Source organism: Bradyrhizobium sp. AZCC 2289, assembly GCF_036924615.1.
GTDB lineage: Bacteria > Pseudomonadota > Alphaproteobacteria > Rhizobiales > Xanthobacteraceae > Bradyrhizobium.
Genome location: NZ_JAZHRY010000001.1, coordinates 818,781 through 838,344, shown reverse-complemented (window position 1 = coordinate 838,344; position 19,564 = coordinate 818,781). Strand labels below are relative to the sequence as shown.

The window sequence follows — 19,564 nt, the reverse complement described above, 5'->3', positions numbered from 1 at the left end:
CGCTCCGCCCTTTCGTTCAAGCCGCACCCGCGAGAATTTTGCCGATCCACAGCCGGGTCTGCTCGTCGAGACTCATCAAGGTGTGCAAATAAGCCTCGCCCCCGGTGCGGACGATCTGCTCCCGCATGGCGGCAAAGCCTCTTTTCTTCGCAATACTAATGACATCGGTGCATGTCTTCTGCGAGGAGGCCAGCAGGTCGTCATACAGGCGCCAGATATCGCGATCCGCTTGCGGGAGGTCCAGCGAATAGGGCATTTCGAACGGGGGGCCGGCGCGGCCGCCGCGATGACGCGGCAATCGCACCAACAGATCCGCGACGGCCTTCAGATTGTACATTTCGCCAAACACGCGGTGCATGACCATCGCGCGCAAACCCGGTTGATGGTTCGGCTGGGTCCGCGCCAGCCGGAAACTATGCGCGAGATAGGTCAGCAGCAGCCGGTAGCGCTGATTGAACAGTTGCGCGAAAAGATGGGCGGCCAGTTCGTCGTTATGGTCGGTGCCGATGTAAGTGGTGCGTTTCGGGTTGAGCTTGTGGAAGTCAATGCGGGTGGTGGGATTGCGCGGAACCGCGTGTGTTGCGAATCGCCTGCGGGCGCTGAATGCTTTGAATTCTTCATAGATCTGGACGAAACGCTCGAAATGAGATGGCTCCCCGGTCTCATCCTCTCGCAAATGCGGCGCTTCCCCTTGCGCGGCCAGCGCCCGCAAGGCCTTGACGGCTTGCGCGCGGGTCGCCACGCGCTCAACCTGCACATGGGCATGCCGATGCGCCAGGGTCTGCGGCGGCGCGCGCGAGCCAGGATCGTGCTCGGGGTCGAGGTTGCCTTCGGCGTCGACCAGCCGCGGAGACGGCTTGTAGCCGCGCGCCCAGTCGTCCCAGGAGGCCTGCATGTCGAACGTCGTGTCGTCGAAAGCCGAATCCGGAATCTTTTCGGGGTCCGAGATCAATTCGATGATCTCGTCATAGAGCTCGCCGACGCGGTGCATGTCCTTCTTGACGTGGTTTTCGGGAAATCGCGCCGCCAGTGCGCCGGTGATCTCCTTTATGATGTTCTTATGTCGCTCGGGAGGAATCGATGATTGTACAGATTTTGCCCGCTGTTTACCGCGAGCAGGCTTTTCCAGGCTGTCGAGCCTTGGCATCTCGGCATAGATGAAGCACTGCAGTGCTTTTTCGGACAGGCGCTCGAGCGAGAACGGAAACGGATAGAATTCGTGGTCCCAGGGCAGCATCTCGCGGCCGAGATTGATCGGCGCGCCCAGCAGCACGAGCACGTTCTGAACCGTCAGCAGATGCCCCATCTCTTCCCTGGCGACCGAGAGAATGCTGGCGCGCCAGCCTTCGACCATCGCCTGGTCTTCGTCGGAAGCCTGGTCTCCGTCGATGGAATAGGCGGCATAGAGATACTGCACCATCAGCGCATGCTCTATCTCCGCGCCCGAGGTGAGCATCATCACGAGATGATCGCGCGCCGACATGTCCGGTCGCTGGAAGTTGTGCAGCGGGCCTGAATTCTTCGCCGCCTCGCGATCGAGGGGCTGGTTATTGGAATGGGTGCTGTTGGGCAAAGGCGCTCCAACGTCAGAGGCCCGTATTCAGCTGCGGGACGAGCAAAAGTACATAATATGAGGGCAGCGTAGGCTTTGCGGTTGAATACTGTCAAGGGCGGCAGCTGGAGTTGCGATTGAATGCGCTCGAGCACCACTCCTGTTCCGTCGTTCGGTCACGAACCCGCCCAAAACAAAAACGGAGGCATCGCTGCCTCCGTTCTGCATTCAACAACAAGCCTTAGCCTTACCCCAGCCGTCCCGCCGCATGCGCGAGCAGGGTGTAGACCAGCCCCGTCTCCGAGGTGAGGTGGCCGCGCAGCGCCTGCGGTCGGCGATCCTCGCGGGCGACTTCATCGAGCAGCCGCTCGAATTCGGCGATGTAGCGGTCGACGGTCTGCTTGAAGCCGCGGTCGGCGCGGTATTTGCGGGCGACCTCGTCGAAGGCTTTCTGGCCGGCCGGCGTGTAGAGCCGCTTGGAGAAAGCCTTGCTCTCGCCGCGCTGATAGCGATCCCACATCTCGGCGGCGAGGTTGCGATCCATCAGCCGGCCGATGTCGAGCGACAGCGATGCCAGCGGGTTGTCACCGGCGGCCGGCTGGGTGGGGCGGGCGCGCGGGGCCTCGCGGCCGCTCGGGCCACCGGCGTCGGTGCGATTGAGGAGATCGGACAGCCATCCGTCGCGTCCGCCATCCGAGCTCCCCGGGCTGACCGGCGGCGCTTCGGTGCGGCGTGACGACGGCATGCCGAGATCCGGCGGCGGCAGCGTCGCGGCGCTGCCGGTATCGCGCATGCGGGCGTCGTTGCGGCCACCGGCGACAGCCATCACGGGCTCTTCCTGGCGCTGCACGCTGGCGCGGCCCGAGCTGACGACGTCGAGGCCGCGACCGTGATGCGCGACGATCCGGTTGAGCTCGGCCAATGCCTCGATCTGGTCGACGATCACCTTGCGCATCTGCGCGGTGTTGTCGGCGGCCTCCTGCGGCATTTCGAGCACGCCGCGGCGCAGTTCGTTGCGGGTGGCTTCGAGCTCGTGATGCATCTCCGAGGACATCTGCTTCATGGCCTGCACCATGGCGGCAAACTTCTCGGTCGACTGCTTGAACATCGCATCGGTTTCCCGGTTGCTCTGTTCGTACAGTTCGCTCATGGCCTCGTGGGTCATGCGGCGTTCTTCTTCGGCCGAAGTGCGGACCGCTTCGAACTGCCGGCTGATCGCGGCAGAGCCGGCACCGGCGGTTTCGGCCACCACGCGGGCGATATCGCGGGCGCGTTCTTCGGCGGCGGCCAGCGATTCATCGAGCAAGCCGGTGAAGCGCGACAGCCGCTGATCGAGGTCGGTGGTCCTGAGATCGATGGTAGTCACCAGCGATTCAAGCTGCGACTTGCGATCCGCAACCGAGGTCGTCGTGCTGCGGTTGGCCTGCTCGACCACGGCTGCGGCCTCGACGAGTGCCTGGCCATGGGTTTCGAACTGGCTCGACAGCGAGCCGAGATCCTCCAGCGCCTTCGACGTCTTGCTGTTGAAGACGGTCAACTGGTCTTCCAGGGTCTGGGTCGCGACGCCGTTGCGCGAGGTGACGTCGTTCATGGCGGACACGAAGTCGGCCACGCGGGTCACCAGCGCACGCTCCAGTGAGTTGAGGTTGTCGTGGGCGCCGGTCAGCACTTCCTGCAGCAGGATGTTGCCTTCGCGCAGGCGCTCGAACAGCGCCACCGTGTCGGTGCGCAGGATCTTGCTGGTCTCCTGCATTTCGGTCACAGCCGCGATCGAGACCTGACGCGACTGGTCGATGGCCGAACGCGACGCCTGCTCGAGGTCCTTCAGAGATTTGCTCACCGCGCCGGTGGCGAGATCACCGGCGGAGGTGATGTTGCGTGCGACTTCGGAACCGTTGGTCGACATCGCCTGCGAGAAGGCCTGGCCGCGGGTTTCGATTGACTTCAGCGCGTCCGCGGTGACGCGGTCGATGTCGGTGGCGAGCTGCGTGGTCTTGGACGTGAGCGCCTCGACCAGCGAACCGCGCCGGCTGTCGACGATCTGCGCCAGACGATCGGTCTGCTGCTGCACATAGGTCACGATCTCGTCGGTCTTGCCGGTCATCGTCGAGCCGAAATTGCTGCTGGCGGCGAGAACCGAACGTTCGATGTCGGCCGAGGTCGACTTGACCTTCGAGCTGACTTCGTTCGACGCGGCGACGAGCGCGCTCTGCGCATTCTGCGCCGAGGTCTGGATGTTGTCGGTGGTCTTTGCGGTGACCGCACCGAGCGAACGCTCGATATCGGCCGAGATCGCCGAGATATGGCTTGCGGCGTCGGCCGAGGTGGCTGCGAACGAGCTTTGGGCTTCACGCGCGCTGGCCAGGATCGAAGCGGCGGTATCGGCGCCAACAGCGGTCAGCGTGCGTTCGACATCGATCGCCAGCGACTTGACGTGGTTGGCCGCTTCCGAAGATGCGGTGACCAGCGTGTTCTGCGCTTCGCGGGCGCCCGTGGTGATCGACTCGGCGGTGGCATTACCGGCCATCGAGAGCGAGCGCTGCACGTCAGCGGCGAGCGATTTGACCTGGCTCGTCGCATCGGCGGACGCCGTGACGAGGGTATTCTGTGCCTCGCGGGCGCCTGACGTGATCGACTCGGCGGTGGCAGCACCGGCCATCGAGAGCGAACGCTGCACGTCGGCCGCCAGCGTAGTGACTTTGCTGGCCGCGTCCTCGGATGCGGTGACGAGCGTGTTCTGGGCTTCGCGCGCACCTGCGGTAATCGACTCGGCGGTCGCGGTACCGGCCAGCGACAGCGAGCGCTGCACGTCGGCGGAAAGCGACATGATCTGGTTGGCGGCGTCGGTGGACGCTGCCAGCAGCGTGCTCTGGGCGTCACGCGCACCGGCGGTGATCGCCTCGGCGGTGGCCGTTCCGGCGCTCGACAGCGAGCGCTCGACGTCGGCGGCCAGCGACCTGACCTGGCTTGCCGCTTCCGTGGATGCCGCCACCAGCGTGGATTGGGCCTGGCGTGCACCGGCGGTGACCGCCTCGGCGGTGGAAGTACCCGCGATCGACAGCGAACGTTCGACGTCCGCGGCCAGCGACCTGACCTGGTTTGCCGCGTCCGCTGACGCCGCTACCAGCGTCGACTGCGCCTGGCGCGCACCGGCGGTGATGGCCTCGGCTGTGGAAGTACCTGCGCTCGACAGCGAACGTTCTACGTCGGCGGCCAGCGACTTGACCTGGCTTGCCGCGTCGGCAGATGTCGACACCAGCGTGGTCTGGGCTTCGCGCGCGCCGGACAGAACCGAGGCGGCGGTGGCGCTGCCGGCGGCCGAGAGCGTGCGCTCGACGTCGGCGGACAACGCCTGGATCTGCGAGGCGACTTCGGTGGAAGCCGACACCAGCGTTGCCTGGGCTTCGCGGGAACTGGTCAGGATCGAATTCGCAGCACCGGTACCGACGGCGGTGAGGGCGCTTTCGACTTCGGCCGAGGTCAGCCGCAGCTGGGCGCCGACGTCGGTCGACACCGTGAGCAGCGCCTGCTGCGCGGTGCGCGCACCGGTCTGGATGGTTTCGGAGGTATTGACCACGAGGTTGGTGAGCGAGCGCTCGGCATCCTCGACATGAGACCGGATGCCCGAGGACAACAGTTCCGCGCGCGCCATCAGGTCGTCGCTGGCCTGCCGGCCGCTGCTTTCGATGCGCCCTGCCACGGCTTCGACGCGCGAGCCCAGCAAATCCTCGAACTGCGAGACGCGGGTGTCGATATCGGCCGCAATGGCGCCGACCCGGCTCTCGATGCCCTGATGGATTTCCTGGAACCGAGCGGTGATGGTCTCGGTCAAATGGGCGCTGCGGCCGTCGATGGTCTCGGTCACACCGGTGATGCGCTGGTCCACGGCATCGACCGCCTGGGCGGCGCCCGATGTCAGTGACGTGGTGAGATGGGTGAGGCGGGAGTCGATCGACTGGATCGCCTGCGCGGTGCCGTCGGTCAGCGAAGAGGTGAGGTGGGTCAAGCGCTGGTCGATCGACTGGATCGCCTGGGCTGCGCCATCGGTCAGCGACGACGCCAGCGTGCCGAGCCGGTTGTCGATGGTCTCGGTCACCGACTTCGCCCGGGTATCGAAGGTCGTTTCGAGCGATTTCAGGCGGCCGTCGATCGAGTCGTCGAACAACTTGATCCTGCCGTCGAGCGAACTGTCGAAGTTATGGATCTTGCTGCCGAGCGAGCCGTCGAGGAAATTGATCTTGTTGTCGAGCGACGCGTCGAGACTGGTCACGCGGTTGCCGAGCGTGGTCTCGAACTGCAGCAGGCGCTGATCCAGCGACGCGGTGATCTCGCCGCCGTTGGAGGTCAGGCGGGTGTCGAAAGTATCGACATAGTTCTTCAGGCTGTCAGCGATGTCCTGCGTGCGCTGGCCCATGCGCTCGACGATTTCGCCGCCGAATGTTTTGACGGTGCGGTCGAATTCCGAGATGTGGCGGGTGATCAGCGCACCCAGCGTGCCTGAGTCGCGCGCAAACTTCTCCACCAGTTCCGAACCCTGGTTCTTCACCAATTCGTCGAACGCGCTCATCTGCAGGGACAGCGAGTCATGCGCGGTTTCGGTCTGGCTCACCACCTTGGCGACCAGCGAGTTCACGGTCACATCCAGCGCGTCGCTGGCCTTGTCGCCCGACGTCATGATGCGGGTCGCCAGCCGATTGCCGGCCTCGTCGATCTTGCCGACGAGATCGCCGCTGCGCAGCTCGAGTTCCAGCAACAGCGAGTCGGAGGAGTTCTTCAGCGAGTCGTGAACCTGTTCGGTGCGGTCGGAGATGCCGTCGACGATGGTGGACGAACGCTGCTCGAATTCGCTGGTGATGCGGTCGATGCGCTCGTTCAGCATCTCGTGGACGCGATCGGCCAGATCGACGAACTCGTCATGGACGTGGCCGGTCTTGAAGTTGAGGCTGGTGGTCAGGCGCTCGGAGGCATCGAGCACCGCGCGGGTGGTCTCGGCGCTGGCTTCTTCAAGCCGGTCGAGCAGGTCGCCGCCGCGCTCACCGAGCGCCAGGATCATGTTGTCGCCGGCGTTGCTCAGCGCGCCGGTAATGTGGGCGCCGCGTTCTTCCAGCGCGCCGGTGATGCTTTTGGCGACTTCGTCGACGCGTGACGCAATCGCGTCCGAGATCAGCGCGATATCGTGGCGCAAATCGATCTGCACGCCGGAAATGGCGCTGCGGACCTGCTCGGCCTGTCCGACCAGATTGTCGCGCTGATGGGCGATGTCCTGCAGCAGCGCGCGGATACGCACTTCGTTGTCGGAATAGGCGCGCTCGAGTGCTGCGACTTCGTTGGCCACCAGCGTTTCGAGTTCGCCGGCGCGCGCGATCGCGCGCTCGACGCCGTCACCCATCGCCGCGACCTCGCGGCGGATCGCCTGACCGACCGTCACCATCGAGTCGGAGGCTGCGCCCTCGGGCTCGGAGAAGCGGATCGCGACCTGCGCCATCGACTGCGCGATCATCCGCATTTCCTGGCCGCGCCAGGCAAGGCTGGCGAGGAAATAGAACAGCAGCACCGGCGCAAAGAACAGGGCGGCAAGGCCGCCGAGCACCAGCACGCCGCCGCTCTGACCCATCGCAGCCTGCAGCGAGGGCAGGAAACTGACGGTCAGAAGGCCGCAGCCGACGATCCAGATGGCTGCGAACACCGTGGCCAGCGTATAGACGCTGCGGGCCGGGCGGCCTTTCTGAATGGCCTGAAGAATCTGTCCGATGGTTTCGCGATCGTCGTTGGCGGCGCGGCGCGGGCTGCGCGGCTCCTCGATCGGATCGTAGGTCTGCCGGTCGCTCGGGCGCGTGTCGAACGGTGTGTCGGAGAACGGTGTGTCGGAGTAAGTCGGCGTCGACGGAATGCCTGGCGGCGCGGGTTCGTCGCCGATCGTATTGCGGCCGGTGTCAGCGTTCACGTCGCTGATGTTGAGCGCTTCCTGAATGGCGGAAAGCGCGACTTCGGTGGGATCTTTGACCTTCTTGGGATTGTTCGCCATGTTCAGTCTGAGCCCTCTTACTTTGTACGCGTCCGGCAGGCTTGCTGACGTCCCCGCAAGCCTGAAGCCGGGATCATTCCCCGAGCGGAGCGCAAGCGCCCCCTCGGCGGCTTGTCCGCTACATCCGCAAACATCCTATTGGCAGAGCGATGCGAATGAAATGGTCGCGATTAAGACATTCTTAATCATCGTTAACAGCTTAGTGCGATAACGCCTTACGGGCACTCAAATTTCCCGCGGGAAGAGGTTAACTGTGGCGTCTCTTCGTCAAAAACAAGGCGAACTTGCGGCAAATCCATCGAACGTTCCGTTAACCAGTTCCGTGATTGGCTGACGAAAACGCCCCTGCCGGAATCGATGCGGCCGGGAGATTTGGGTTAGGCCATGCCGCTTCGTCTCGAACGGATTGACTGGATGCCATCGCCGCCGCTTGCTCCCGATGACGGTCCGATCGATTTCGACCATCTCAAACGCATGACGCTAGGCGACGCCGGCCTCGAGCAAGAGGTGCTGGCGATGTTCTCGGCGCAGTCGGCCAAGCTGATCGCCACGCTTGCGACCGCGCCTGCCGATGCGGGCGCGTTGGCGCATACGCTGAAAGGCTCGGCGCGCGCGATCGGTGCATTCGGCGTCGCCGATGCCGCCGCCCGGCTCGAAGCAGCGCTGGCCGGCGGCGCCGGTCTGTCCGCGCGGCTCAGCGAACTCGGCGAGGCGGTCGCGCTGGCGCTGACGGCGATCGAGGCGAACCTGCGCCGCGCCTGAGCGGATGCCATCCAGAGCCGCCTGAACCAGAACCGCCAAAACCGCTCCAACTCCTGCCAAAACGGCCCCGCAGGTTTGTCGTCCCGACCGCTGGCGCTGCGCGTACCGACCCGTTATAGGACTGCCCGGACCCCTTTTCCTATCCCCCGGCAGCACGAGCGATCATGGCCAAAATTCACTTTGTCGACCATTCCGGCGAAAAACGCACCATTGAAGTCGAAAACGGCGCCACCGTGATGGAAGCCGCGATCCGCAATGCCGTTCCGGGAATCGAAGCCGAATGCGGCGGCGCCTGCGCGTGCGCGACCTGCCATGTCTATGTCGACGAGGCCTGGCGCGAGAAGGTCGGCGCGCCGACACCGATGGAAGAAGACATGCTGGATTTCGGCTTCGACGTGCGGCCGAATTCGCGCCTGTCGTGCCAGATCAAGGTCAGCGACGAACTCGACGGGCTTGTGGTGTCGACGCCGGAGCGGCAGGCCTAACTAAGCGACAAAGTTTCTAATTCGGATCCACGCCGCGGCGAATCCAGCGCTGGAAATTGCCTGTTATCTCCGGCGTCAGCGGCGTCGGCTTGCGGGTTTTTTCATCGAGCAGCACCGATACCGATCGCGCTGATGCGATGCATTTGCCTTCGGAAAACACTACCTGATCGAACGTCACCGAGGTCCGGCCGAACCTGACGAGGCCGAGCCCCATTTCGATCGTGCCCGGCCAACGCAACTCGGCGCGAAAATGCATGTCGAGCTTGACCATGATCCAGGTGACCCCCTCGGGCATCAGCCCGTAGCTGCGGTCTTTCATCAGGGTGACGCGGCCGGTTTCGAAATAGGTGGCGTAAACCGCGTTGTTGACGTGCTGGTTGGGGTCGAGGTCGGCAAAGCGCACATTGTCGGTCAGCCGGTAGGGAAAATCCTCCAGACGCGGCGTTGAATCGAGACGGGCAGGCGCATTCACGGGACGATCTCCGGGCTTTCATGCCCTTACAGCCCAGTTATCGAAGCCCGGCAAGGGCTTGCCGGGAAGCCCAGCCTCCCATTTATGGCTTTCCTCAACCGGCGGCGTTGGCTAGACAGGCGCGGCCTCCCCAGTTCAACCGAAAAGAAGCTGAGTATGAGCGAAGCGATCAAAACCGATGTGCTGATTATTGGCGCGGGTCCCTGCGGACTGTTCGCCGTGTTCGAACTGGGTCTGCTCGACATGAAGGCGCATCTGGTCGACATCCTCGACAAGGTCGGCGGCCAGTGCGCCGAGCTGTACCCGGAAAAGCCGATCTACGACATTCCCGGCATTCCCTTCGTCACCGGCCACGGCCTGACGGAAGCGCTGATGCAGCAGATCAAGCCGTTCCATCCGACCTTCCATCTCAACGAGATGGTGGAGACGATCGAGAAAATCGGCGATCCCGGCTTTCGCGTCACGACCGACGCCGGCCAGGTGTTCGAGTGCAAGGTGGTCGTGATCTCCGCGGGCGGCGGATCGTTCCAGCCGAAGCGCCCGCCGGTGCCGGGCATCGAGGCCTATGAGGGCAGCTCGGTGTTCTACTCGGTGCGCAAGATGGAGCACTTCCGCGACAAGAATCTTTTGATCGTCGGCGGCGGCGATTCCGCGCTCGACTGGACGCTCAATCTGCATCCGGTCGCCAAGCGCGTGACGCTGCTGCACCGGCGCGACGATTTCCGCGCCGCCCCCCACAGTGTCGAGCAGATGCGCGCGCTGGTCGCCGCGGGCAAAATGGATCTGAAGATCGGTCAGGTCACCTCGCTGGAAGGCGAGAGCGGCAAGCTCTCCGGCGCCGTCATGAAAGGCAACGACAACGCGATCTCGAAGATCGATTGCGACACCATGCTGCCGTTCTTCGGGCTGACCATGAAGCTCGGACCGGTCGCGAACTGGGGCGTCGCGCTCGAGAACAATCTGGTGCCGGTCGAGACCGCCGCGTTCGAGACCAACGTGCCCGGCATCTTTGCCATCGGCGACATCAACACCTATCCCGGCAAGCTGAAGCTGATCCTGTCGGGATTCCACGAGGGTGCCCTGATGGCGCAGAAGGCCCACCGCTACGTCTATCCGGACAAGCGGCTGGTGTTCCAGTACACGACATCGTCGTCGAGCCTGCAGAAGAAGCTCGGGGTCAACTGATTCCAACCGAAATATGACTGAAGGGCCGCCACGGGCCTGCCATTGGTGGTGGCGATCGTCGTCACTGCCACTGGAACCCTCCGCGAAATGGCCTTAGTCTGGGGCCATTCATTTTGTGGATTGATCAGGTGGTGACGATGCGGAATGTTCTATCCAGATTTCGACTACTGATCGCGACGGGATTGGTATTGTCGGCCGCGTTTGCCGCGGCACTTCCCGCGCAGGCACAGGAGCCGTCGGCCGCAGGCCTGTGGCAGAAAATCGAAAACGGCAGGCCGGTGGGCTGGTTCCTGTTCGTCGATCATGACGGAATCTTCGAAGGCGTGATCGCCAAGACATATCCGTTGCCCGGCGACGATCCGAACGAGATCTGCTCGAAATGCACCGACGATCGCAAGAACATGCCGCTCGTCGGACTGCCCTTCATCCGCGACATGAAGCGCGACGGACTGAAATACGAGAATGGCAACGTTCTCGATCCGCGCGATGGCAAGATCTACAAGGCCAAGATGACCGTCAGCGCCGACGGCCAGTCGCTGACCATGCGCGGCTATTTGGGCATTTCCCTGTTCGGCAAGGATGAGACCTGGACCCGGTTGCCGGACACGGCGATGGCGTCACTCGATCCGGCCGTCATTGCGAAATATCTGCCGGCGCAGGCCGCTGCGATGAAGCCGCCGGTCAGCGCGAAGCCCCCGGTCGCGGCGAAGAAGACCGCCGCACCTGCGCATTAATATAATCCGCCGGTTTTGCCGGATGGTCGGGGCGTATCGGGCGTCGGTGTGATCGGCGGCACCGGCTGCGAAATCACTTCCGGCACGTTGGCGTCGAGCTGCAGCACGGCGGCTGCGGCCGGGAGTGCCGCATCCGCCATCGCGGCGTGGCCTTCGGCGCTGGGGTGCACGGCGCCGCCATACACCGCCGACAGCACTCCCCAGGTCGCGTCATGGATATCGGAAGGCTGCATCGACGATGGCAGCGCCTGCGGATAAGTCATCGCCGCGAAGTAACTGTCATTGGCGTCGCGAATCCAGCGCGCGCGCGGCAGATAGGCGCGATATTCGCCGGCGCCGCGGCCGCACAGCATCGGCTGGTTGGCGGCGGTGACGATGTCGGGATCGAAGCTTTCGCCGCTGGCAGAAAAGCATTGCCGGTCGAATTCCGGATCGCTCTCGGCCCGCGCGCAGAAGCCATGATTGGCAAATGCAGCCTGATGGGCATCGACAAAGGTCATGCGGTCGGCGCGCGGATCGCGGCACAGGATGCCGGACTGGCACAGCGCGAGCGCCTTGAGCTGCGGCAGGAACTCGCTTTCGACATAGTTCGAGACCGCAGCCAGCCGCTGCGGCTGGAGATTGAAGGAGGGGTGGATGTCGAAGCCGGCCCGCCCGCCCGGACAGGGTGTACCACTATCGGCCAGCGTCGGGTTGGCGTAGGAGGTGTAGATCACCCGCGACAGGTCGCCGACCAGCGGCTTTAGGGCCTCGCGCAGCTTGCTGAATCCCTGCGGCAGGTCCCGCGTCAGTGCGGCGCGTGAATCTTCCACCGACGCCATCACGCCGCTGCGCCGGAACAGCGCGCGCTCGGTCGGCGTGTCCACGATCACATCGGCGACGAGGCCGGAAAAATAGATGTCGTTGGCGCCGACCGACAACAGCACCAGATCGAGCTTGCGGTCGGGCTGACGGCGCTGTGCGGCGGCGAGGGCGTCGCGCAATTCGGAAAGCTGGCCGTTGACGGTGCCGGAGCAGGTGTTCGCCGTTTTCGACGGCAGGCATTCCTGCACGCGCTGGGAGCTCAACAGCCCGTCGGCAATGGTGGCGCCGGTGCAGGCCAGCGGCAAATAGGTCACCGCGATATGCGGATACTGCACCGCGAGCGCCAACGCGGTCCGGGTTTGGTAGCTGTAGAGCGAGCGATGGCAGGCCGAATTGAACCAGAGCGCGCGCTGCTTCTGCCATACGGTCAGGAAATCCGGCGCTTCGCAGGCCCGTCCGCCTTTATAGCCGGCGCGGCTCGGACGGTAATATTGCGCGGACGCCGTCCCGAGATAGGAGCGGAAGCAGAAGCCTTCGTCGGCCAGCGCAACGGCACGGTCGGGATTTCCCTCGCCGGAGGCGATGCTGTCGCCGAGGCCGGCAATCAGGATGTCGCGTACCGCAATCTCGGTGGAGACGCGCTGGGTCGCATCCGACCCACTGGAGACGTCGACATTCGCCACGGTGGTGCGGCCGTAGCGCGCCCTGAGATTGACCGGCTCGGCGCAGTCGAATGTGGAGCTTTGCGGTCCGTCGCCATCATCAAACGACCAGGCGCAGGTGGCGCCGACCGGAATAGGGCCGGTGAGCCGGACCACGATCGGATGGTCGACCGGGGTCAAATAGCTTTCCTTGACGTTGTCGCGGGTGCAGGGCTCGTTGACGCGGCCGGAAAGGTCGATGCAAAGCCGGTTCACGGTGTTGCGCGCCCAGCCGCGGCCGTCGCTTTGCAATTCCAGCGCCTGTTCGGCGGCCAGCACGCTGCGGCCGCGCTCTGCGTCGGTCTGCAGCAGGAAATCCCGTTCCTCGCGGAATAGCCGGAAGCGGTTGCGGACTTCCCATGAAATCTGCAACGGCGCGTCGGCGGCGGTCTGCGCCTCCGCCCATGACGCCGACAGCGCAGCCAGCACGCATGCGAGCAGCACGGTCGACCTAATCGAATGAGAGAGAATTCGGCCCATGGCGCGTTTGACGTTAGCGGTAAGGCAAAAATAAGAGAATGGGCTGGGTTGGCCGAAAAGATAACGCCGCTGTTACCGGTTACGACTGCCGGTTCTTGACCGGCTGCCGCACCCGCGCTTTGGCCGTGCAGGCCTCGGTCAGCCGGCGGCGTTCCTGCCAGGGCCGCACGACGTTGAGCCAGAATTCGCGGGTCCCCATGATCGAAATCGAGATCCCGAACGGGATCAGGAAATACAGGATCCGGAACACCACCAGTGTCGCCAGCAATTGCTCCCGGCCAAATTCGGGCAATGCCACCAGCATCGCGGCGTCGAATACGCCGATGCTTCCGGGCGCATGGCTGGCGAAGCCGAGCAGCGTCGCCAGGATGAACACCACCGCCAGCGAAACGAAATCGATATGCGGTTCGGTCGGCATCAGCAAATACATCGCCAGCGCGCAGAAGCCGAGATCGACTACGCCGATCAGGACCTGCAGGAGCGTCAACCGGGCCGAGGGCAGCACCACTTTCCAGCCGTTCTGCCCGAGCTCACGGCGGTTCTCGCCCAACATCAGCCAGACGAAGTAGGACGCGATGCCGGCGAGGCAGCCGATCGCGATCAATCGGTTCATCGCCGGCGGCAGCAGGTCCATCGCCGACGCCGCCCAGGGATGCCAGGCCATGCCGAAGCCGAGCACGAACAGGTTGCCGAGCCAGAAAGTGAGCCCGGAGAGGAAGCAGATTTTCGCGACATCGATCGCGGTCAGGCCGTAGTCGGAATAGATCCGGAAACGGATTGCGCCCCCGGTGAATACCGTTGCGCCGATATTGTGGCCGATGGTGTAGCTGGTGAAGCTCGACATCGCGGCGATGCGATAGGGGACCTGATTCTTGCCGATGGTTCGCAGCGCGAAGAAATCATAGAAGGTCAGCGTGCAAAACGCGCCGACCACGCACAGGGCGGCGAGCGCGATCCGGTGCGGGGCGATCTCCGTCAGCGCCGTCAGGATGATGCTGGTGTCGACACCCTTCAGGGTGCGGAGCAGCGTCGTGACCGCAAAGATGATGATGAGGAGACTCGCAGCGATACCGAGCCGTTTCCAGCCGATCTTCTCCTTGAAGCCACGCCTGAGCGTGGTCAGCAGCCGATGCATTCATCCTCCCGGCGGGGCGGTAACGCGTTGGAAAAACCGGTCACAAAAGCGACCGGAGACGGCGAGATGCACCGTGCGTGAAGACCCATAAGCTAAAACCGCGGCCTTGTGCAGTCCTTGACATCCAAGCTTCTGCCATCGTTGGCCGCCTTTGTCATACGGTGGACATATGTATTGACGTTCGGAATTTTGAGTCGCCTTTCGGCCCGTTCCGGAGATTCAAATCGTCGCATTGTGTCGTTGTTCCCTGACGAGGCTTTCAGATTTCATTACGCCGGGAAACAACTCGTCAAAGCGCAAAAATGGCTGAAAAGGCCACTGACAAGCAGCTCAAGCAAAGCTTTTTGACCCATCTCGAGGAAACCAAGACCCATGTGCAGCGGCTGGAGCTGGTTTGCCGGATGCACAGGGCAAGCTGACCACGCTCGCCGAAGGTAAAGTCAACCTGACGGCCGCCAGCTAGTCTTTTCGGATATTGAGGCAAAACGCCGCGCGGGACTCTCGCGCGGTGTTTTTGCGTGGCCGGACGCGTTCCGCTGCAAACATACTTCGATCCATACCGTATCGTCAGGTCGAAACAGGAGGGTTTATTGCGCGTTGGTTCTCCAAATTGAGGTGATCCATGCCAAGTGCTCCGGTAAAATTTGCGTCGATAAAATTCCAATCGACGACGGACACGCGTGCGTCGTCCCGTCCGGAAACCACGTCAACGCCCTCGAAACTCGCGAGTTCGCTGACGCTCGCCGCCATGAGTCTCGGCTACGGCGTCGTGCAGCTCGACGTCACCATCGTCAATACCGCGCTCAATGCCATCGGCATGTCGCTTGGCGGCGGGGTCTCGGAGCTGCAGTGGGTGGTGAGCGCCTACACCATCGCATTTGCCGCGTTCATTCTGACGGCAGGCGCGCTCGGCGACCGCGTCGGCGCCAAGCGGGTCTTCATGGCGGGCTTTGCGATCTTTACCGCAGCGTCGGTCACCTGCGCCGTGGCACCCAATGCCGCGATCCTGATCGCGGCGCGCTGCGTGCAAGGACTGGCTGCAGCCATATTGGTGCCGAATTCGCTGGCGCTGCTCAGCCATGCCTATCTGGACGAGAAGGCGCGCGGACGCGCGGTGGGCGTCTGGGCCGCCGGCGCAAGCCTGGCCCTGACGGCAGGCCCGTTGGTCGGCGGCGGCCTGATTACGCTGGTCGGCTGGCGCTCGATCTTCCTGGTCAATCTGCCGATCGGTCTTGCCGGCCTGTGGCTGACCTGGCGGTTTGCCGGCGAGACGACGCGCGCGCCGCAGCGCGAGATCGATCTGCCCGGCCAGTTCGCCGCGATCGCGGCCCTTGGCACGCTCGCCGGGGCGATCATCGAGGGTGGCGCGGGGGGCTGGGAAGACCCGCTGGTGATCGCGGGCTTTGCCGCGTCCGCGGTGCTGGCTGTGCTGTTCGTCTGGCGGGAATCGCGCGCGAGCCAGCCGATGTTGCCGCTGTCGCTGTTTCGGCATCGGATGTTCGCATTGACGTCGCTGGTCGGCCTGCTCGTCAATGTCGCGATCTACGGTCTGTTCTTCGTGCTCAGCCTGTACTTCCAGCAGGTCAACGGCCTTTCGGCGTTCGCAACCGGTCTCGCCTTCGTGCCGATGATGGGGGCGGTGCTGCCGGTCAACCTGATCGCGCCGCGCGTCACCGAACGAATCGGCGCGCCCGCGACCATCGCTGCCGGTGCAACGTTGTCGGCGGCCGGATGTCTGGCGCTGCTCGGCATTGCGGCCCATACGAGCTACTGGGCGATCTGCGCGCAGCTGATCGCGATCAGCACCGGCCTCGGCCTGCTGGTGCCGCCGCTGACCTCGACGCTGCTCGGCAGCGTGGCGAAGTCTCGCTCCGGCATCGCCGCCGGCGTGCTAAACGCCACGCGTCAAACCGGCAGTGTGCTCGGCGTCGCCGTGTTCGGCGCGCTGGTCGGCCAGTCCGCGGCCTTCATCACGGGTCTGCACGCGTCGCTGATCATCTCCGCCGGCGTATTGCTTGCAGCGGCTGCCGCGATCTGGCGGGGAGCTTCCATGAAAGATTCTTGATGACACGGAACATTGTGGAAATACCCAGTCGCGCCATGCTCTCAGCCGATCGGAAATGACTTTGCCGGGTCGTCGCTCAGGATCGAAACCGGTGGCGAATGGGTGCCGGGAATCGCCAGATAGTCGCAGGAGTTCCACACTAGAGTACGGTCGTTTTACGCGCCACTTTGAACTCCATTCAAAGCTTTGTTCACCATTCGCGCAACGAAGCCGGTGACGGTTACAGATCATGCACCATCAGTGCTGTCATTACAGACCGATAGCGGGGGTTTGTAATGTATCAAGTGCTGAATTGCCTGGTCACCGAGCATGACTGGCGGCTGGTCGTCCTTGGCGGCACCATTTGCTGGCTGGCCAGTGCGGTTGCGATCAGCCTGTTTCATCGCGCCAGGGCTTCACAGGGCCGCACGCGCGCGATCTGGATCGGGCTGGATGCGGCGGTCGGCGGCTGCGGAATTTGGGCCACCCACTTCGTCGCGATGCTGGCTTACGATCCCGGCATCGGTGCCGGATACAACATTCCGGTCACCCTCATGTCGCTGGTCTTTGCTGTAGCGATCTCCGTCGTCGGCCTCAGCATTGCGTTGCTCAATGACCGCCGGTCGACGGTTGCGGCTGGCGGCGCGGTGATCGGCGTTGGCGTCGCGGCGATGCACTACACCGGCATGATGGCGCTGGAACTTCCGGCGCGCATCGTCTGGTCGCCCGGGATCGTGCTGGCTTCGGTCGTGTTCGGAAGCGTATTCGGGGCGCTGGCGCTGGTCGTTGCCACGCGCCGGGATGATCGCGGTCATACCCTTGCCGCCACGGCCCTGCTGACGGTCGCGATCGTTTCGCATCACTTCACGGCGATGGGCGCCGTTACGCTCGTTCCGGATCCCACCCTGGTTAGCGACGAACTGACGATTTCTCCGGCCGCGCTTTCCTTTTTGACCGCGGTCGCAGCTTTCGCCATCCTCGGCATATCGTTCGTGGCCGCCATGCTCGATCGCCGCTCAAGCGGCGAACTGCATCGGCAGAAGGTCCTGCTCGACACCGCCATCGGAAACATGTCGCAGGGGCTTTGCATGTTCAATGCGGAAGGCCGCATCCTGCTGTTCAACGAGCGCTACAAGGAGATGATGGATCGGACCGGAATGCCGCTGCAGGGCCGCCTGCTGATCGACGTTCTCCAGGATCAGAAATCGATCGGAAAATGGGGACGGCGATCCCGACGAGTTCTTCGCCATGGTGGTGGCGGCGGCGAACGCCGGCGAAAGCCTGACCAGGGCGGTCACGCGCAACGGTCGTTCGATCCGCGTGGTCGATCAGCCGATGAAAGGCGGCGGCTGGGTCGCGACATTCGAGGACATCACCGAATGGCAGGAGGCGCAGGAGCAGATCTCGCATATGGCGCGCCACGACGCGCTGACCAATCTGCCGAACCGGACGCTGTTCCGGGAGCAGCTTGAGAAGGCCCTGCGCCTTGCCAAGCGCAGCGATCAGCTTGCGGTATTTTGCTTCGATCTCGATCATTTCAAGGAAATCAACGACTCGCTCGGCCATCCGATCGGTGACGCCTTGCTGAAGCAAGTTGCCCGCCGGCTCGGCGAATGCGTCACCGAGCACGACACGGTAGCAAGACTTGGCGGTGACGAATTCGCGGTGGTGCAGTTCTGCAGCGACTGCGATCCCTTGGCGGTGCCCTTGCTTGCCAGCCACATCGTCGAGAAGATCGCAGCACCCTACGACATCGGCGGCCACCAGCTCGTCGTCGGCGTCAGCATCGGCATCTCGCTGGCGCCCGAAGACGGCAAGAATCCGGATGAACTGCTCAAGAAGGCCGATCTCGCGCTGTATCGCGCCAAGGGGGACGGCCGCGGCACCTATCGCTTCTTCGAGACCGGAATGGATGCCCGCGCCCAGGCGCGCCGCATGCTGGAACTCGATCTGCGGGCAGCGCTGCAGCGCGCCGAGTTCGAGGTTTATTATCAGCCGATCCGCGACGTTGCCGGGGACAGGGTGGTCGGCTTCGAAGCCCTGGTGCGCTGGAACCATTCGCTGCGCGGCATGATCGCTCCGCTGAACTTCATTCCGCTGGCGGAAGAAACCGGCCTGATCGTTCCGCTGGGAGACTGGGTGTTGCGCCGGGCCTGCGCCGATGCCGCCTGCTGGTCGCAGGAGGTCGACGTCGCCGTCAATCTTTCGCCGGTTCAGTTCAAGAATCCCAGCCTGGTGTCGTCGGTGAAGGCGGCATTGCAGGCCTCCGGCCTCCCGGCGCATCGGCTCGAGCTGGAGATCACCGAATCGGTGTTGCTGCAGAACAGCGAGGCGACGCTTGCGGTCCTGCACGAACTCCGCGCCTTTGGCGTCAGAATCTCGCTCGATGATTTCGGGACGGGTTATTCGTCGCTGAGCTACCTGCGCAGTTTCCCGTTCGACAAGATCAAGATCGATCGTTCGTTCGTGACGGAATTGGCCTCGCGCGACGATTCCATGGCCATTGTCCGCGCCGTGACCGGATTGGGCAAGAGCCTCGGCATCGTCACCACGGCGGAGGCGTCGAGACGGAGGCGCAGTTCGATCTGCTGCGCCGTGAGGGCTGTACGCAGGTGCAGGGCTATTTGTTCAGCCCGCCGCGTCCCGCCGCCGAGGTGGAAAAGATGCTGTCCAAGGTGCGTCCGCGCGTCGTCGCCCAGGGCGCTGTCGTCCGAACCCGAAGGGCTACGCCTTGCGGAGCGCGAAATGCGCGCCGCAGAATGCCATCACGGCGCCGAGGCACAGCGCCGCAAGGCCCGCGAGCACGCCGGAGATGGTCGGGATTGGGCTCGGCGCCGAGGCGGCCTGTCCGGCGCCGGCCAGGATCAGCACGCCGACCGCGATCAGGAATTGCCGCATCCGCTGCGGAATTTGCCCCGAAACCGCGCTGTGCATCAAATTGGCGGTGAGGTAGCCCCCGGAAAAGCCGACCGTCGCAATCAGCCACCATGCAATGGCAGCGCCGGCCGGCATGAATTCGTGGGCATCGGATCGCCACAGGCCGCCGAGGTCGAGGCCGTAGCGCGCGCCCAGCATGTGCACCGCGAGCGCCAGCAGCACCCCGGAAATCATCGCGCCGGCCAGAATCAGGCGGCGCGGAAAATAGGTCGTCTCGGCCATGGCCCGCTTGTAAGATAAAGCCGGCG

The 19,564-nt window shown here is 64.0% G+C and carries 11 protein-coding genes and 2 pseudogenes; 7 read left to right on the top strand and 6 right to left on the bottom strand.

The annotated features are described in order from the left end of the window. Window positions 1-16: 16 nt before the first annotated feature. Together V1289_RS04315 and V1289_RS04310 are read right to left on the bottom strand one after the other, a co-directional pair. Entirely contained in the window at window positions 17-1,573 is a 1,557-nt protein-coding gene (locus V1289_RS04315) for a ferritin-like domain-containing protein (protein ID WP_334395774.1), read from the bottom strand. Between the two features lie 226 nt (window positions 1,574-1,799). Further along, window positions 1,800-7,577 carry a negative regulator of septation ring formation gene (locus V1289_RS04310; protein ID WP_334395773.1) on the bottom strand — a complete coding sequence of 1,926 codons (5,778 nt, stop codon included), beginning with the start codon at window positions 7,575-7,577 and terminating at the stop codon, window positions 1,800-1,802. Between the two features lie 384 nt (window positions 7,578-7,961). On the opposite strand from V1289_RS04310, the gene V1289_RS04305 reads away from it, so the two are divergent. Then, window positions 7,962-8,339, top strand: a complete 378-nt coding sequence (locus V1289_RS04305; RefSeq protein WP_334395772.1) for an Hpt domain-containing protein — start codon at window positions 7,962-7,964, stop codon at window positions 8,337-8,339. 164 nt (window positions 8,340-8,503) lie between these two features. Beyond that, a complete protein-coding gene (locus V1289_RS04300; RefSeq protein WP_074274642.1) occupies window positions 8,504-8,824 on the top strand; it encodes a 2Fe-2S iron-sulfur cluster-binding protein in 321 nt (106 codons plus the stop codon). A 16-nt stretch (window positions 8,825-8,840) separates the two neighbouring features. Here the strand turns inward: V1289_RS04300 and V1289_RS04295 are convergent, their stop codons facing one another. Then, a complete protein-coding gene (locus V1289_RS04295; RefSeq protein ID WP_334395771.1) occupies window positions 8,841-9,296 on the bottom strand; it encodes an acyl-CoA thioesterase in 456 nt (151 codons plus the stop codon). Between the two features lie 156 nt (window positions 9,297-9,452). On the opposite strand from V1289_RS04295, the gene V1289_RS04290 reads away from it, so the two are divergent. Next, window positions 9,453-10,481, top strand: coding sequence for an NAD(P)/FAD-dependent oxidoreductase (locus V1289_RS04290; protein WP_334395770.1), 1,029 nt, complete (start codon window positions 9,453-9,455; stop codon window positions 10,479-10,481). A 137-nt stretch (window positions 10,482-10,618) separates the two neighbouring features. Beyond that, window positions 10,619-11,215, top strand: a complete 597-nt coding sequence (locus V1289_RS04285; protein WP_334395769.1) for a DUF2147 domain-containing protein — start codon at window positions 10,619-10,621, stop codon at window positions 11,213-11,215. On the opposite strand, the gene V1289_RS04280 is transcribed toward V1289_RS04285, so the two are convergent. Both V1289_RS04280 and V1289_RS04275 read right to left on the bottom strand, forming a co-directional pair. Then, window positions 11,212-13,200: a hypothetical protein gene (locus V1289_RS04280; RefSeq protein WP_334395768.1), complete on the bottom strand. Its 1,989-nt coding sequence runs from the start codon at window positions 13,198-13,200 to the stop codon at window positions 11,212-11,214. The genes V1289_RS04285 and V1289_RS04280 overlap by 4 nt on opposite strands. Window positions 13,201-13,279: 79 nt before the next feature. Then, complete coding sequence (locus V1289_RS04275) at window positions 13,280-14,335, bottom strand: lysylphosphatidylglycerol synthase transmembrane domain-containing protein (RefSeq protein ID WP_334395767.1); 1,056 nt, start codon at window positions 14,333-14,335, stop codon at window positions 13,280-13,282. 270 nt (window positions 14,336-14,605) lie between these two features. Here V1289_RS04275 and V1289_RS04270 point away from each other — a divergent pair. From V1289_RS04270 to V1289_RS49490, 3 genes and pseudogenes are all read left to right on the top strand, one after another. After that, window positions 14,606-14,742, top strand: a pseudogene (locus V1289_RS04270) (DUF892 family protein); the annotation flags it as partial. A gap of 215 nt (window positions 14,743-14,957) precedes the next feature. Continuing rightward, window positions 14,958-16,400: an MFS transporter gene (locus V1289_RS04265; RefSeq protein WP_334395766.1), complete on the top strand. Its 1,443-nt coding sequence runs from the start codon at window positions 14,958-14,960 to the stop codon at window positions 16,398-16,400. 275 nt (window positions 16,401-16,675) lie between these two features. Beyond that, window positions 16,676-19,075, top strand: a pseudogene (locus V1289_RS49490) (EAL domain-containing protein); the annotation flags it as partial. Window positions 19,076-19,103: 28 nt separating this feature from the next. On the opposite strand, the gene V1289_RS04250 reads toward V1289_RS49490, so the two are convergent. Continuing rightward, window positions 19,104-19,538 (bottom strand): hypothetical protein, encoded by a 435-nt coding sequence (locus tag V1289_RS04250; RefSeq protein ID WP_309178170.1) that lies wholly within the window; start codon window positions 19,536-19,538, stop codon window positions 19,104-19,106. Window positions 19,539-19,564 lie beyond the last annotated feature (26 nt).